Origin of the sequence: Acidovorax sp. FJL06, from assembly GCF_003852545.1 — a bacterium.
GTDB lineage: Bacteria > Pseudomonadota > Gammaproteobacteria > Burkholderiales > Burkholderiaceae_C > Acidovorax.
The window spans coordinates 25,957-42,366 of record NZ_QAJR01000063.1; the positions used below are offsets into that span (position 1 = coordinate 25,957).

Consider the following 16,410-nt stretch of genomic DNA (forward strand, 5'->3'; position numbering starts at 1 on the left):
CCATGGCCCTGTTCACGCGCTTCTCGGACCACGGCCTGCGCATGCAGATCGCACTGGTGTTCGGTGCGCTGGTCATCGCGCTGGCCGTGCTGCTGTCGCTGGCATTTGGCGAACTGCTCAAGCACCGCATCCAGCGCGACGCGGGGGATTCGCTGCAGGCCGTGGCCGAGAACGCGGGCACGCTCCTCGCTACCGGGTTGAAGAGGAGCAGCCTGGAGGCCGAGGTGCTGGCCAGCGCCGAGATGGTCTGGTCCAAGGGGCTGGACTCGCCCGAGGCCCAGCACATGCTGGCCCGCAGCCAGGCGATGCAGCCTGCCAACGTCTGGATCGGGGCGGCCGATGCCCAGGGGGTGGTGCGCAACGCCACGGGCGGCCTGCTGCTGGGGCAGAGCGTGGCCCAGCGGCCCTGGTTCCAGCGCGGGCTGCAGGAGGTGCATGTGGGCGACGTCCATGCGGCCCAGTTGCTGGAGAGCCTGCTGCCCCCCACGGCCTCGGGCGAGCCCTACCGGTTTGTGGATTTTGCGGCGCCCATCCGCATCGGCCCCACCACCGTGGGCGTGCTGGGCATCCATGGCAGCTGGGAATGGACGCGCGAGGTGCTGGAAGGCCTCACGCCGCCCACCTCGGAAGAGAGCGCGGTGGAACTGTTCATTTTTGACCGCCAGGGCCAGCTCATCCTGGCCCCGCGCCGGCATGGCAGCACCTTGCAGGCAGCGGGCCAGCGCCTGCCCCTGGGCGCCATCATCAACAACAACCGCGATGGCGGACGCCTGCAGACCGCCGTGGTGCCCTGGCTCGACGGCAAGCGCTACCTCACGGCCGCCACGCAGTTGCAGCCGCGCAATGCGGCCAGCGACCTGGGCTGGCGCATCGTGGCACGCCAGCCGGTCGAGCTGGCCTTTGCCGAGGCCGACCGCACCGTGCGCATGGCGCTGCTCATCGGGCTCACGGCGGCCCTGCTGGCCTCGGCCCTGGCCTGGATGGCCGCACGCCGCCTGAGCGAAGACCTGTACGCGCTGGCCGATGCCGCCAGCGCCGTGGAGGCGGGCCAGCCCGGCAGCGACATCCCGGCCATGCACAGCAACCGCGAGGTGCGCCAGCTCTCGCAGGCACTGGGCCGCATGACGCACCGCCTGCTGGCCGCGCGCGAGGCCATGGAGGCAACCGTGCGCCTGCGCACCCTGGAGCTGGAGGCCGCCAACCGCGCCCTCGACCTGCAGGCCCGCACCGACGCGCTCACCGGCTTGCTCAACCGGCGCGGTTTCGAGACGCAGATGGCGTTTGCCCTGGCACTGGCCCGGCGCAGCACGCGCCCCCTGAGCCTGATCGCCGTGGACGTGGACCATTTCAAGCGCGTGAACGACACCTACGGCCACGAAGCCGGGGACGAGGTGCTGCGCCGCCTGGCGCGCACGCTCGAAATGCGGCTGCGCGGCTCGGACGTGATCGCGCGGCTGGGCGGCGAGGAGTTCGTGGCCCTGCTGCCCGATACCGACCTGGAAGGTGCGCGCGCCATTGCCCAGGCCCTGGTCACCGCCACGGCCCAGCAGCAGGACCCGGTGGTCGGCACCATCACCGTGAGCGCCGGGGTTGCCAGCATGCGGGGTGCGCAAGACAGCGGCAGCGCCCTGCTGCGCCGTGGCGACATGGCCCTGTATGAGGCCAAGGGCCAGGGCCGCAACCGGGTCTGCGTGGAGAGCTGACCCCCAGCGCGGGACGCCGGCCCGCGCTCATTGATTGGGCAGGGAAAAGAAGCGGCCGCGTTTCAGGCCTTGGGCAGCGTCACACCCACCTGGCCCTGGTACTTGCCGCCCCGATCGCGGTAGCTGACCTCGCAGACATCGTCCTTGTCGCTCTCGAAGAACAGCACCTGGGCGCAGCCTTCGCCGGCGTAGATGCGCGCGGGCAGCGGCGTGGTGTTGGAGAACTCCAGCGTCACATAGCCTTCCCACTCGGGCTCGAAGGGCGTCACGTTGACGATGATGCCGCAGCGCGCATAGGTGCTCTTGCCCAGGCAGACGGTCAGCACGTTGCGCGGGATGCGGAAATACTCCACCGTGCGGGCCAACGCGAAGCTGTTGGGCGGGATGATGCAGCTGTCGCCCTCGAAGTCGACGAAGCTTTTCTCGTCGAAGTTCTTGGGGTCCACCACGGTGCTGTGGATGTTAGTGAACACCTTGAATTCAGGCGCGCAGCGGATGTCGTAGCCGTAGCTGCTGGTGCCGTAGCTGATGATCCTGCGGCCCTCGGCCTCGCGCACCTGGCCGGGCTCGAAAGGCTCGATCATGCCGTGCTCGGCGGCCATGCGGCGGATCCATTTGTCGCTCTTGATGCTCATAGCAGAACTCCCTGCGCTGTGGCCCCGGCGGCCGAAGAGCCGCGAGGCGCTATTAAAAACGTAGCTGATTGCGCTTGAAGATCAAGCGCGTGGGCCGTATTTTGCTTGAGAAATCGCCAACCCCAGCCCCCCAGGTTGCGCCAGGTCAAGCTAGGGCGTGGCCCGGGCTCCCAGCGCTTGGCTGACCATCGTGCGCTCGACCAGGCGGTCGTCCCCCAGCACGATCAGTGCAAACAACAGCTCGTCCAGGCTGCGCGCCTGCTGGGTCTTGCGCTCCAGCAGGGGGGTGGCGCGGGGGTTCAGCACCACAAAGTCGGCCTCGCAGCCCGGTTGCAGATTGCCCACCACGCCGGAGAGGCCCAGCGCCTTGGCCGCGCCCGCCGTGTGCTGCCACCACAGCTGTTGGGGCGACAGGCTCAGGCCCTTTTTGCTCTGCCCCTCCCGCCCCACGTAGTAGGCCGCGAGCATGGTGTGGAAGGGGCTGAAGCTGGTGCCCCCACCCACGTCGCTGGCCAGGCCGTAGCCAAAGCCCACGCGGTCGGCCCCGGCATAGTCGAAGAAGCCGCTGCCCAAAAACAGATTGCTGGTGGGGCTGACGGCCGCCGTGGCGCCCGTATCGCGCATCAGCGCACGGTCGTCGTCGTCGAAATGGATGCAGTGCGCATACACCGCCCGCTCGCGCATCAGGCCGAAGTCGTCGTACACGGACAGGTAGCTGCGCGAGGCGGGGAACAGCTCGCGCGCCCAGCGGATCTCGTCCAGGTTCTCGGCCACATGCGACTGGACCCAGGTGTCGGGGTAGCGCGCGGCCAGCTCGCCGGCGCCACGCAGCTGCTCGGGCGTGCTGGTGGGCGCAAAGCGCGGCGTGATGGCATAGCCCAGGCGGTCCACGCCGTGCCAGCGCTGGATCAGCGCTTCGGTGTCGATCAGGCTTTGCTCCGTCTCGTCGCGCACGCCGTCGGGCGAGTGGCGGTCCTGCAGCACCTTGCCGGTGATGAGGCGCATGTGCTGGCGCCGGGCCTCGGTAAACAGCGCATCCACCGACGCGGGGTGCGAGGTGGAGAACGCCAGCGCCGTGGTCACCCCGTTGCGCAGCAGCTCGGCCACGAAGAACTGGGCCACCTGCTGGCTGTAATCGGGCGCCGCAAAGCGCTTTTCGTGGGGAAAGGTGTAGTTTTCGAGCCAGGGCAGCAGGCCGTCGGCGGGCGAGCCAATCACGTCGGTCTGGGGGAAGTGGATGTGCATGTCCACAAACCCTGGCGCCAGGATGCGCCCCGGCAGGTGCGTGACCGGCTGGTCCATGAACCGGTGCGCCAGCGTGCCCCAAGCCCCTGCGGCCAGCACGCGCTGGCGGCCCCGGGCATCGGGGCCCACGGCCAGCAGGCCATCTTCGTCATACAGGGCACGGCCATCGTCGGCAAAGCGCAAAAGGGCGGAACGGTATACAGGCATGGTCGCAAGCTTAGCGGCAGGGGGGGCCGCTTGTATATGGCCGGCCCCATAGTGGCTATGGGGTCATCCCAGCGTCACTATGGAGTCGCTACGGGGTGGCCAAGAGATCAAGGAAAGGCGGTGCGCCGGGGCCGGTGGCGGGGGCCGCTTCAGGCGGCGAGGAGGGCAAGTCAGCGCGCCAGCTTGCCCACCACGCCCTCCACCAGCCAGTTCATCTGCAGGATCTGCGCATCGCTGAGCGCCTGGCCGGGGGCGATGCGCTCCTGCCCTTCGTTGTCGCGCACGGCCGCCCGGCCCGCGCGGAAGGGCTGCAGCTGGCCCGCGCCCACGGCCTTTTGTGCCCTGAGCACTTCCTGCTGCACGGCCGCTGGCACCCGGGTGCCGAAATCGCCGACGCGGATCATGCCCTCGCGCACGCCGCCCCACACATTGGCGCTTTTCCAGCTGCCGTTTTGCACGGCCCGAACGCGCTCGGTGTAGTAGCTGCCCCACTGGTGCGTCACGGCCACGATCTGGGCGTCCGGCCCCGTCTTGCGCATATCGGAGTGGTAGGCCACGGCCATCTTGCCGCGCTCCTGCGCGGCCGCCATGACGGCGGTGGAGCCCGTGTGGAACGCGATCACATCCACATCCTGGTTGAACAGCGCCATGGCGGCGTCGCGCTCCTTGGGAGGGTCAAACCACGCATTGAGCCACACCACCTTCACGCGGGCCTGGGGGTTGACCGAGCGCATGCCCAGGGTGAAGGCATTGATGCCCTGCAGCACCTCGGGGATGGGGAAACCCGCCACAAACCCGGCCACGCCCGTCTTGCTCATGCGGCCCGCGGCAATGCCGGCGAGGTAGCGGCCCTCGTAGTAGCGCGCATTGGCGGTGGCCACGTTGGGAGTGGCCTTGTAGCCCGTGATGGACTCGAACTTCACATGCGGATAGTCCTGCGCCACCTTGAGCGTGGGCTCCATGTAGCCAAAACTGGGCGTGAAGATGATCTGGTGGCCCGTGGCGGCCAGGTCGCGGATCACGCGCTCGGCGTCGGCGCCCTCGGCCACGTTCTCGACAAAGGTGGTCTTCACCTGCGGGCCCAGCGCCGCTTCGACGGCCTTGCGGCCTTCTTCGTGCTGGCGCGTCCAGCCCGCCTCGGTGATGGGTGAGACATAGACAAACCCGGCCTTGACGGGCTCGGCCGCGCTGCCCTTGGGCTGCGCGGTCTGCGAAAAAGCGGGGGAGAAAAAACAGGCGGCCACGAGCGTGGCTGCGAGGTTTTTGTACATGGTGGTCCTCTACATGGTCCCGATGACAGAAAAAGCAAAAGGCTGCCGGGACAGCAGCCTTTCGTGGCATTTTACCGTGGCGGGGCGGAGCAGCCCCCGCGCACCGTGCTCAGTAGTCGTGCTCCACGCAACGCTCGAAGACTTCCTTGAGCTTGTGCTCCCACAAGCGCTTATCGGCATTGCCCGCAAAACTCGCTTCGAAGCTATTGAACGCCAGTTGGTACGCCTGCTTGGCCGTCATGCCGGTGGCGGCAAACACCTGGGTGAAGTTCTCGTTGATATAGCCGCCAAAGTAGGCGGGGTCGTCGGAATTGACCGTGGCGGCGAGCCCTGCATCCAGCAGCTTGCCCAGGTTGTGGTCCGCCAGGTTGGGGAACACGCACAGCTTCTGGTTGGACAGCGGGCACACGGTGAGCGCAATGCGGTCCTGCGCCAGGCGCTGCATCAGTGCAGCATCGTGCACGGCCTGTACGCCATGGTCGATGCGCTCGACCTTGAGCACGTCGAGCGCGCTCCAGATGTAGGCGGGTGGACCCTCCTCGCCCGCATGGGCCACCAGGTGCAGGCCCAGCTCGCGGCAGCGCGCAAACACGCGCGCGAACTTCTCGGGTGGGTTGCCCACCTCGCTGGAGTCGAGCCCCACGCCCACGATCTTGCCAAGCAGCGGCTCTGCCTGCTCCAGGGTTTCAAACGCAGACTCTTCGCTCAGATGGCGCAGGAAACACAGGATCAATGTGGCGCTGATACCCAGCTCGGCGCGCGCGTCCTCGCAAGCGCGGTGCAAGCCGTTGATCACGGTCTCCATGGCCACGCCGCGCGCGGTGTGGGTCTGCGGGTCAAAAAAGAGTTCGGCATGCAGCACGTTGTCGGCCGCAGCGCGCACCAGGTAGGCGCGCGCCATGTCGTAGAAGTCCTGCTCGTGCAGCAGCACGCTGGCGCCCGCGTAGTAGATGTCGAGAAAACTCTGCAGGTTGGTGAACGCATAGGCGCTGCGCAGGGCCTCCACGCTGGCATACGGCAGCGCCAGGCCGTTGCGCTGCGCCAGGGCAAAGATCAGTTCGGGCTCCAGCGAGCCTTCGATGTGGATGTGCAGCTCGGCCTTGGGCATGGCGCGCAGCAGCCCGGGCAGGCGCTCGGTGGAGATGGGGGGGACTTTGAACATGGCGGCCGGGCCTCTCTTTTTCTGTGGGGATGGCCCACATCATGCCCTGGCAGGGCAGCAACGAAAAGGGCCGCTGAAAGCGGCCCTGGGGCAGGCGCCACAGGGCGCCTGCTGCGAACGTCAGGAAGGCTTACTTCTTGTCGCCGCCGGGGATCTTGCCTTCCACGCCCTTGACGTAGAAGTTGATGCCACCGAGGAACTTGTCGTCGGCCACGGCGTCCTTTTCCAGCACGGGCTTGCCGTCCTGGCCCACGATCGGACCCTTCCAGATCACGAAGCTGCCGTCGGCCAGGCCCTTCTTCACGGCTTCGACCTTGGCCTTGGTGTCGGCCGGCACGTCTTCAGCGATGGAGACGATGTCGATCGCGCCTTCCTTCACGCCCCACCAGCTTTGGCCGGTGCTCCAGGTGCCTTCCAGGGCATCCTTGGTGGCCTTGACGTAGTACGGGCCCCAGTTGATCACGGCCGATGCCAGGTGGGCCTTGGGGCCGTAGGCGGTCATGTCCGAATCCCAGCCGAAGGCGCGCTTGCCCTTCTCTTGTGCCGTCTTGAGCACGGCGGGCGAGTCGGTGTTCTGGAACAGCACGTCGGCGCCGCCGTTGATCAGGCTGGTGGCGGCTTCGGTTTCCTTCGGTGGGCTGAACCATTCGTTCACCCAGACCACCTTGGTCTTGATCTTGGGATTGACCGACTGGGCACCCAGCGTGAAGCTGTTGATGTTGCGGATCACTTCAGGGATCGGCACCGAGCCCACCACGCCCAGCGTGTTGGACTTGGTCATGGCGCCGGCGATCACACCGGCCATGTAGGCGCCTTCGTAGGTGCGGCTGTCGTAGGTGCGCATGTTCTCGGCGGTCTTGTAGCCGGTGGCATGCTCGAACTTGATGCCCTTGTTGTCTTCCGCGACCTTGAGCATGGATTCCATGTAGCCAAAGGTGGTGCCGAACACCAGCTTATTGCCCTGGCCGGCCAGGTCGCGCAGCACGCGCTCGGCGTCGGCGGACTCGGGCACGCTTTCCACGAAGCTCGTCACGACCTTGTCGCCGAATTCCTTCTCGATGGCCTTGCGGCCGTTGTCGTGGGCAAACGACCAGCCGCCGTCGCCCACCGGGCCGACATAGGCAAACGCGATCTTCAGAGGCTCGGGCTTGGGGGCGGGGGCCTCGGCGGCAGGGGCCGGTGCAGGCGCGGGGGCCGGTGCCGGTTCTTCCTTCTTGCCACAGCCCACGAGGGCAGCAGCGGCCACGGCGGAGAGCGCTGCCACCTTGAGCAGGGAGCGTTTCTGCAGATCAGTCATGTCGGTTTCCTTATCGAAGAAGTAAGACTTGCAAAGGTTGGGGGACGAAAACGGTGATTATGGGGTGATCTACTGCGGGGTAACCAGATTTTCGCGCAGGCTCTCCCTTTCAGGAGCCCGGATAAAACGGCTTGCCCAGCGAAGCCGGCATGTTGATGCGGATCCACGCCGGATTGCGCGAGATCAGCGCCAGCACCACGATGGTGGCCACGTAGGGCAGCATGCTCAGCAACTGGCTGGCCACCTGCACGCCCGTGGCCTGCAAATGGAACTGCAGCATGGTCACGCCACCAAACAGGTACGCACCAAGCAACACCCGTGCCGGGCGCCAGGTGGCAAAGGTGGTGAGTGCCAGTGCGATCCAGCCGCGCCCGGCCACCATGCCCTCCACCCACAGCGGCGTGTAGACGGTGGAGATGTAGGCGCCCGCCAACCCGCACAGCGCGCCCCCCACCACCACGGCCGCCAGCCGGATGCGGCGCACCGGGTAGCCCAGCGCGTGGGCCGATTCGGGCGACTCGCCCACCGAGCGCAGCACCAGGCCGGCGCGCGAGCGGTACAGGAACCAGATCAACCCCACCACCAACAGCATGGTGAGATACACCAGCGGGTGCTGCTGGAACAGCGCTGGTCCAAGGAGCGGCACATCGCCCAGCACCGGGATGGCGTACTTGGGCAGCTCGGGCAGCTTGGCCTGCACGTAGCTGATGCCCGCAAACGCGGAGAAGCCCACGCCGAACAGACTGAGCGCCAGCCCCGTGGCGTACTGGTTGGTGTTGAGCCAGATCACCAGCACACCAAAGATGGCGGCCAGGACGGCACCAGCGGCCATGCCTGCAGCAAAGCCCAGCCAGGTGTTGCCGGTGTGCACCACGGTGGCAAAGCCCGCGATGGCGGCGCAGAGCATCATGCCCTCGGCGCCCAGGTTGACGATGCCGGCCTTCTCGTTGATGAGCAGGCCCAGGGCCGCGATGGCCAGCACGGTGCCCGCGCTCAGCGTGGCGCCGATGAGCAGTGCGTAAGACTCCATCAGACACCTCCTTTCTTGCTGCCGACCCAGCGCACGCGGTAGGCGATCAATGTGTCGCACGCCAGCAGCGTGAACAGCAGCAACCCCTGGAACACGCCCGTGAGCGACTTGGGCAGGCCCAGGCGCGACTGCGCCAACTCGCCACCGATGTAGAACATGCTCATGAGGATGGCCGAGAGGATCATGCCCACCGGGTGCAGCCGCCCCACAAAGGCCACGATGATGGCCGCAAAACCATAGCCCGCCGGCACATAGGGCGTGAGCTGGCCGATGGGCCCGGCCACTTCCAGCGCGCCCGCCAGGCCCGCCGCGCCGCCCGAGATGAGCAGCGCCGTCCAGAGCGCGCGGCGCGACGAAAAGCCCGCATAGCGTGCCGCCGCCGGTGCCAGGCCGCCCACCTGCTGGGCAAAGCCCGCGCGGGTGCGGAACAGGAACACCCACAGCGCGGCCGCCCCGGCCAGGGCCAGCAGCAAGCCAATCGACATGCGCGAACCCTGCATCAGGCGCGGGATCTGCGTGACCTTTTCAAAGGTCTTGGTCTGCGGAAAGTTGTAGCCCATGGGGTCCTTCCACGGGCCATAGACCAGGTAGCCCAGCACCAGCGTGGCCACATAGACCAGCATCAGGCTCACCAGGATTTCATTGGCATTGAACTTGTCGCGCAGCAATGCGGTAAGCCCCGCCCAGGCCATGCCACCCAGCACCCCGGCGAGCAGGATGGCGGGCACGATCCAGGGGCCCGTGGTCTTGTCGGCCAGCAGCGCCACGCCGCCCGCCACCACGGCGCCGATGACAAACTGCCCCTCCGCACCGATGTTCCACACGTTGGAGCGGAAGCACACGGCCAGCCCAAGCGCAATCAGCAACAGCGGCGTGGCCTTGACCATGAGTTCGCCAATGGCGTACTGGGTCTTGACGGGCTCCCAGAAGAACACCTGCAGCCCACGCACCGGGTCTTTGCCCAGCGCAATGAACAGGGCCACACCAATCAACACCGTGAAGGCCAGCGCCAGCAGGGGCGAGCCGTAGGTCCAGAGCTTCGACGCCTGGGGGCGCGGTTCCAGCTTAAGCATGCTGCACCTCCCCGGCCAGGTTCTGCTCGAGTTGCTGCTGGTGCTGCTGCGCCAGGTGGGCCTGCACGTCGGCATGCCACAGGCCGCTCATCCATTCGCCAATGCGCTCCACCGTGGCCTCGGCGCGGGGCACGGAAGGCGACAGGCGCCCCTTGGCCACCACATGCAGCCGGTCGCAGATTTCAAACAATTCGTCCAGCTCCTCACTCACCACCAGCACCGCGCAGCCCGCGTCGCGCAGCGCCAGGATGGAGCCACGGATCTGCGCCGCCGCGCCCACGTCCACACCCCAGGTGGGCTGCGAGACGATGAGCAGTTGGGGGTTGGCGTCGATCTCGCGGCCCACGATGAACTTCTGCAGGTTGCCGCCCGACAGCGACTTGGCCGCCGAATGCGGCCCCCCGGCCTTCACATTGAAGCGCTGGATGATGTCCCGGGCATGCGCTTCGAGCGCGCCCACCTTGATCCAGCCGCTGCCCGACACCGCGTTCTTGCGCGTGAGCAGCAGGTTGTGCGCCAGGCCCATGGTGGGCACGGCGCCCCGGCCCAGGCGCTCTTCGGGCACAAAGTGCAGGCCCAAAGCGCGGCGCTGGCCGGGGCCCATGCGGCCCGCGTTCTGCCCGGCCACCTGGATGCTGGCGGGCTCGGCGCGCTGGTCTTCGCCCGACAGCGCATAGAGCAGCTCTTTTTGCCCATTGCCCGACACACCGGCAATGCCCACCACCTCGCCCGCCTTGACTTCGAACTGCAGGTCGATCAAGTCCACGCCGAACTGGTCGGCACGCGGCAGCGACAGGCCCTTGACGCGCAGCACCGTGCTCCCGGTCTGCACCGCGCGGTGTTCCAGCGCGGGCGGCTCAGCGCCGATCATCAGGCGCGAGAGCGATGCATTGGTTTCTTCCGCCGGATTGCACACGCCCGTGACCTTGCCGCCGCGCAGCACGGTGCAGGCGGTGCACAGCGCGCGAATCTCGTGCAGCTTGTGGCTGATGTAGAGGATGCTGCAGCCCTCGCTGGCCAGCTTGCGCAACACCACAAACAACTTTTCAACCGCCTGGGGCGTGAGCACCGAAGTGGGCTCGTCCAGGATCAGCACCTTGGGGTTGGTGAGCAGGGCGCGGATGATTTCCACGCGCTGCATCTCGCCCACGGAGAGCGTGTGCACGGGGCGCAGGGGGTCGATGTCGAGGCCGTATTCGGCGGCCTTGGCGCTGATGCGCTGGGTCACCTCGGCCAGCGTCAGGCTCTTGTCCAGGCCCAGCCACACGTTCTCGGCCACCGTGAGGGTGTCGAACAGGCTGAAATGCTGGAACACCATGGCAATGCCCAAAGCGCGTGCCTCTTGCGGGTTGCGCACCTGCACGGCCTGGCCGTTGAAGAACACGCTGCCTTCGTCGGGCTTGACCGAGCCATAGATGATCTTCATCAGCGTGGACTTGCCCGCGCCGTTTTCGCCCAGCACCGCATGGATTTCACCAGGCTGCACCGTGAGCGACACGCCGCTGTTGGCCACCACCGCCGGATAGCGCTTGGTGATGCCCACGAGCTGCAGCCGGGGCGGCGGCGACGCGCCCGGGGCGGTAGAGGTAGGGGGTGAGCTCATGCGGGGGATTGTCTCTCAGTTTTACAACTTGTTATAGGAATGAAAACACCTGATTGCGCTTGTTCAGCATGCCCAAGCAGCTATTCTTTTCGTAGCGAAGAGGCCACACCCTTCACACACTCGCGCAGCCAGGCCGCCGCCGCCGAATGGTGGGTGCGCGCATGCCAGAGCTGGTAGTACATGAGCCGTGGAAACGGCACCGGGCAGGGCAGGATGGTCAGCGGCAGCTGCTCCACATAGCGTTCGCAGTACTGGCGGCCCGTGGTGAGCACAAGCAAGCTGGATGCCACGATGCTGGGGATCAGGCTGAAATGCGCGCAGCGCGCCGTGATGTGGCGCTGCATGCCCAGGCTGTCCAGGTGCACATCGATCACGCCGCGTGCGCCGGGGTGGGTGGGGGTGGGCGCAATGTGCTCGGCCGCCAGCCAGCTCTCCACGTCCCAGCCGCGCCGCACGGCGGGGTGGTCCTTGCCCACCAGGCAGACCACCTCGTCGCCAAACAGGCGGCCCATGTGCAGGTCGTCCGGCGGCTGGGGCCAGTTGCCGATGACCACGTCCACCTCGCCCTGCGCCAGGTGCGCGTGGTAGTGCGCGTCGGCCGACAGGGGCAGGATCTCGATGGGGCACAAGGGCGCTTCGACCTTGATGCGGGACACGAGCTGCGGCAGGAACAGCGGGTCGAGGTAGTCGCTGGCGGCGACGCGGAAAGTGCGGGTGGCGGTGCGTGGGTCAAACCCACGTGCATCCGAAAACAGCGCCTCGGCCGAACGCAGGATGGCACCGGCGGGCTCCACCATGCGCAGCGCGGCATCGGTGGGCATCATGCTGGCGCCCGAACGCACCAAGAGCGGGTCGCCCGACAGGTCGCGCAGCCGCTTGAGCGCAGCCGACACCGCCGGCTGGTGCATGCCCAGGCGGACGGCGGCCCTCGATACGCTGCGTTCAGTGAGCACGGTGTGCAAGACCCTTATGAGATGGAGGTCTATCTTGTCGAAAAGGGCGTGGTCTCTCATAGCAGTGCGTGCATTGATGTCATAAGCTTGTACTTATGCTGAAGGCCTCAGGGCGCCCTACCCTCTGATGAATTGAAGAATTGATAGCAATCGAAGAAGCGGCATCCGTCATGACCACCCAACCCTTGCAATTCCTGCGCCGCGGCCAGCCCGTGGCGCTGGGCAATGTACCACCCGACCGCACCCTGCTGGAGGTGCTGCGCGAAGACCTGGGCTGCACCGGCACCAAGGAGGGCTGCGGCGAAGGCGACTGCGGCGCCTGCACCGTGGTGCTGGGCGAAGAACGCGACGGCCAGCTGCACTACAGCGCCGTGAACAGCTGCATCCGCCTGGCCCATTCGGTGAATGGCATGGCGCTGTGGACAGTGGAAGACCTGGCGGAAGACCCGCTGATCCAGCCGGTGGGCGATGCGCCCGCTGCGGCGCGGCAAGCCATCACCTTGCACCCCGCGCAGGAGGCGATGGTGCAGTGCCACGGCTCTCAGTGCGGCTTCTGCACCCCCGGCTTTGTGATGAGCCTGTTCGGCATGTACCAAAACCATGTCTGCCATGGTGAGCCCATCACCCGCGAACTCGCGCAGGAAGAACTCTCGGGCAACCTGTGCCGCTGCACCGGCTACCGCCCCATCCTCGACGCCGCCCAGCAGATGGCATCGCTGCCCGGCATGGCGGTCAATGAAACCGAAGTGCTACAAAAACTGAAGCTGCTAGCACAAGACCAGAGCGCGCAAACAGCCAATTTATCTTACATCGCCCCCACCAGCCAGGCCACCCTGCTGGCCGCACGCGCCGCCCACCCCGGCGCGCAGATCGTGGCCGGCTGTACCGACGTGGGGCTGTGGGTGACCAAGCTGCACAAGCAACACACGCAGGTGATCGACGTGACCCGCGCGGCCGAGCTGCGCCAGGTGGCACAGCACGCCGATGCCCTCCACATTGGCGCGGCCGTCAGCCTGACCGACGCGTTTGCAGCCCTCACCGCACAGTGGCCGCAGCTGCACCGTTTTGCCACGCGGTTCGCGGGGCTGCCGGTGCGCAACGCGGGCACGCTGGGCGGCAACGTGGCCAACGGCTCGCCCATTGGCGACTCCATGCCGCTCTTGATCGCGCTGCGCGCCCAGGTGGTGCTGGCGAGCCAGGCCCGGGGCGAGCGCCAGCTGCCGCTGGAAGACCTCTACACCGGCTACCGCCAGAACGTGATGGCGCCGGATGAACTGCTGGTGCGCACCGTCGTACCGCGCCCCTCGGCGCAAGAACAACTTCGGGCATACAAGATCTCCAAGCGCTTTGACGACGACATTTCCGCCGTCTGCCTGGTGCTCAACCTCGACATCGCGGACGGCACCGTGCAGCGCGCCAGCATCGGCGCGGGCGGTGTGGCCGCCACCCCGGCCCGAGCCCGCCAAACCGAGGCTGCGCTGGTGGGCCAGCCCTGGACCGAGGCCACCGCGCAGCGCGCCGCCACGGTATTGCAGGCCGAGTTCAGCCCCATCTCGGACATGCGCGCCAGCGGCGCCTACCGCCGCGCAGTGCTGGGCAACCTGCTGCAACGCTACTGGCTCGAAAGCCAGGGCCAGCCGGCGGCCAGCCTGGACAACCTGCCCCTGGAGGCCACGGTATGAACGCCCCCGAACACATCCCCACCCAGGCCCTGCCCTCGCCCACCCGGGCGGCCATGGGCCACTCGCACATCCACGAAAGCGCCCGCGCCCAGGTGGCCGGTGCCGCGCACTACATCGACGACCTGCCCGAGGTGAAGGGCACGCTGTATGCGGCGCCCATCCTCTCCACGGTGGCGCACGGCCGCCTGAACGGCGTGGATGCCAGCGCCGCGCTGGCCCTGCCCGGCGTGCGCGGCGTGGTGCTGACGGCCGATGTGCCCGGCGACAAGATCCTGGCCGCCTTTGCGCACGACGAACCGGTGTTTGCCATTGATAGCGTGCAGTTTGTCGGCCAGGTGATCGGCCTGGTGGTGGCCGACTCGGTGATGCAGGCGCGCCGCGCCGTGCGCGCCGTGCAGCTCGACATCAAGCCCCTGCCTGCCGTGCTCACGGTGCAGGACGCACTCAAGGCCCAAAGCTATGTGCTGCCCCCCGTGTTTGTGCGCCGGGGCGATGCGGCGGCGGGCCTGGCGCAATCCACCCATCGCCTGAGCGGCGCGTTTGAAGTGGGCGGGCAGGAGCATTTCTACCTCGAAGGCCAGATCGCCTACGCCATGCCGCTGGAACAAAAGCAGTGGTGGATCTACTCCAGCACCCAGCACCCGGGCGAGGTGCAGCACTGGGTCTCGCACGCTCTGGGCATCGACAACCATGCGGTGCGCGTGGAGTGCCGCCGCATGGGCGGTGGCTTTGGCGGCAAGGAGACGCAAGCCGGCCACCTGGCCGTGTGGGCCGCCGTGGCCGCCAACAAGTTCGGCCGCCCCATCAAGCTGCGGCTGGACCGGGACGAGGACTTCATGGTCACCGGCAAGCGCCACCCGTTTGCGTACGAGTACGACGTGGGCTTTGACGACACCGGCCGCATCACGGGCCTGAAGCTGCACATGGCGGCCAACTGCGGTTTCAGCGCCGACCTGTCGGGCCCCGTGGCCGACCGCGCCGTGTTCCACAGCGACAACGCCTATTACCTGAGCGATGTCGAAATCGCCTCATACCGCTGCAAGACGAATACCCAGAGCCACACGGCATTCCGTGGCTTTGGCGGCCCGCAGGGCGTGATCGTGATCGAGGCCATCCTGGGCGACATTGCGCGCGCGCTGGGCCTGGATGCGCAGGACGTGCGCCTGGCCAACCTGTATGGCAAGGACGCGAGCAGCGGCCGCAACGTCACCCACTACCAGATGGCCGTGGAAGACAACATCCTGCACGAGTTGATGCCCACGCTGGAGCAAACCTCGCACTACCGCCAACGCCAGGCCGAGATTGCGGCCTGGAACGCGCACAACCCGATCATCAAGCGCGGCATCGCCATCACGCCCGTCAAGTTCGGCATCAGCTTCACGGCCACGCTGTTCAACCAGGCCGGCGCGCTGGTGCATGTGTACACCGACGGCAGCGTGCAGGTGAACCACGGCGGCACCGAAATGGGCCAGGGCCTGCACACCAAGGTGGCGCAGATCGTGGCCGACGAGCTGGGCGTGCCGCTCGCGCGCGTGCTGGTCACGGCCAGCGACACCAGCAAGGTGCCCAACGCCAGCGCCACGGCGGCCAGCAGCGGCACCGACCTGAACGGCCGCGCCGCCCAATATGCCGCGCGCAACGTGCGCGACAACCTGGCCTCGTTCGTGTGCGGGCTGGACGGCTGCGGCGCAGGCGCGATCCGGTTCGCGGGCGGCCAGGTGATCTCGCCCAAGGCCGTGCGCAGCTTCGACGCCGTGGTCAAGGACGCCTATGCCAACCGCATCCAGCTGTGGAGCGACGGCTTTTATCGCACGCCCAAGATCCACTACGACAAGGCCACGCTCACGGGCCGGCCGTTCTACTACTTCGCCTACGGCGCGGCCTGCACCGAGGTGGCCATCGACACCCTCACCGGCGAGAGCCGCGTGCTGAAGGTGGACATCCTGCACGACGTGGGCCACAGCATCAACCCGGCCATCGACATCGGCCAGATCGAAGGCGGTTTTGTGCAAGGCATGGGCTGGCTCACGACCGAGCAGCTGGTGTGGAACGACAAGGGCACCCTGGCCACCCACGCGCCCAGCACATACAAGATCCCGGCCACGGGCGACATCCCGGAGCACTTTAACGTCCACCTCTGGCCCGAGGCGAACCGCGAGGACAATGTGGGCGGCAGCAAGGCCGTGGGCGAGCCGCCGTTCATGCTGGCGATCAGCGTGTACGAGGCGCTGCGCAATGCGGTGGCTGCGGGGCGGGGTGGCGTGGACGCTGCGGCGCCGGTGGTGTTGACGGCTCCGGCGACGGCGGAGAATGTGCTGAGGGCGTTGGGGCGGGTGGTGGATTGATTATTTTTTTGCCCCTACCGCCTGCTGGTTGTGCCTTTGCAGCTATTATTTTTATAGCATTTTGATTTCCACTCACCGTTCGGACTGAGTGGGTCGAAACCAGTTCAACGCCTCCCAACCGTTTGGGCTGAGCCTGTCGAAGCCTTGGCGTGCTGGTTTGGAAGGCATGCTTGGGTTCAGGGCGGAGGCCGGGGTGTGCGCCCG

12 protein-coding genes are annotated in these 16,410 nt (G+C 67.1%); 3 read left to right on the top strand and 9 right to left on the bottom strand.

Features of this window, described 5'->3' with window-relative positions:
* Window positions 1–2 precede the first annotated feature (2 nt).
* Window positions 3–1,703: a diguanylate cyclase gene (locus DBV10_RS22345; RefSeq protein WP_124515739.1), complete on the top strand. Its 1,701-nt coding sequence runs from the start codon at window positions 3–5 to the stop codon at window positions 1,701–1,703.
* Window positions 1,704–1,765: 62 nt separating this feature from the next.
* On the opposite strand, the gene dcd is transcribed toward DBV10_RS22345, so the two are convergent.
* From dcd to DBV10_RS22390, 9 genes are all read right to left on the bottom strand, one after another.
* Window positions 1,766–2,338: a dCTP deaminase gene (dcd, locus tag DBV10_RS22350; protein ID WP_124515740.1), complete on the bottom strand. Its 573-nt coding sequence runs from the start codon at window positions 2,336–2,338 to the stop codon at window positions 1,766–1,768.
* 150 nt (window positions 2,339–2,488) lie between these two features.
* The gene (gene guaD, locus DBV10_RS22355) at window positions 2,489–3,790 is read right to left on the bottom strand and encodes a guanine deaminase (protein WP_124515741.1); all 1,302 of its coding nucleotides are present in this window, start codon (window positions 3,788–3,790) and stop codon (window positions 2,489–2,491) included.
* 170 nt (window positions 3,791–3,960) lie between these two features.
* Window positions 3,961–5,061 (bottom strand): BMP family ABC transporter substrate-binding protein, encoded by a 1,101-nt coding sequence (locus tag DBV10_RS22360; RefSeq protein WP_124515742.1) that lies wholly within the window; start codon window positions 5,059–5,061, stop codon window positions 3,961–3,963.
* A gap of 109 nt (window positions 5,062–5,170) precedes the next feature.
* Window positions 5,171–6,223: an adenosine deaminase gene (locus tag DBV10_RS22365; protein WP_124515743.1), complete on the bottom strand. Its 1,053-nt coding sequence runs from the start codon at window positions 6,221–6,223 to the stop codon at window positions 5,171–5,173.
* 130 nt (window positions 6,224–6,353) lie between these two features.
* A complete protein-coding gene (locus DBV10_RS22370; protein WP_124515744.1) occupies window positions 6,354–7,520 on the bottom strand; it encodes a BMP family ABC transporter substrate-binding protein in 1,167 nt (388 codons plus the stop codon).
* A gap of 109 nt (window positions 7,521–7,629) precedes the next feature.
* On the bottom strand, window positions 7,630–8,550 hold the full coding sequence (locus tag DBV10_RS22375; protein WP_124515745.1) for an ABC transporter permease: 921 nt from the start codon (window positions 8,548–8,550) through the stop codon (window positions 7,630–7,632).
* Window positions 8,550–9,623, bottom strand: coding sequence for an ABC transporter permease (locus DBV10_RS22380; RefSeq protein WP_124515746.1), 1,074 nt, complete (start codon window positions 9,621–9,623; stop codon window positions 8,550–8,552). Before DBV10_RS22380 ends, DBV10_RS22375 begins: the two co-directional genes overlap by 1 nt.
* Window positions 9,616–11,226, bottom strand: coding sequence for an ABC transporter ATP-binding protein (locus tag DBV10_RS22385; RefSeq protein WP_124515747.1), 1,611 nt, complete (start codon window positions 11,224–11,226; stop codon window positions 9,616–9,618). Before DBV10_RS22385 ends, DBV10_RS22380 begins: the two co-directional genes overlap by 8 nt.
* A gap of 80 nt (window positions 11,227–11,306) precedes the next feature.
* On the bottom strand, window positions 11,307–12,239 hold the full coding sequence (locus DBV10_RS22390; protein ID WP_124515748.1) for a LysR family transcriptional regulator: 933 nt from the start codon (window positions 12,237–12,239) through the stop codon (window positions 11,307–11,309).
* A 110-nt stretch (window positions 12,240–12,349) separates the two neighbouring features.
* On the opposite strand from DBV10_RS22390, the gene xdhA reads away from it, so the two are divergent.
* On the top strand, window positions 12,350–13,861 hold the full coding sequence (gene xdhA / locus DBV10_RS22395; protein ID WP_124515749.1) for a xanthine dehydrogenase small subunit: 1,512 nt from the start codon (window positions 12,350–12,352) through the stop codon (window positions 13,859–13,861).
* A complete protein-coding gene (xdhB, locus tag DBV10_RS22400) occupies window positions 13,858–16,206 on the top strand; it encodes a xanthine dehydrogenase molybdopterin binding subunit (RefSeq protein ID WP_233590033.1) in 2,349 nt (782 codons plus the stop codon). The genes xdhA and xdhB overlap by 4 nt, the downstream gene beginning before the upstream one ends.
* The last annotated feature ends 204 nt before the right edge of the window (window positions 16,207–16,410 follow it).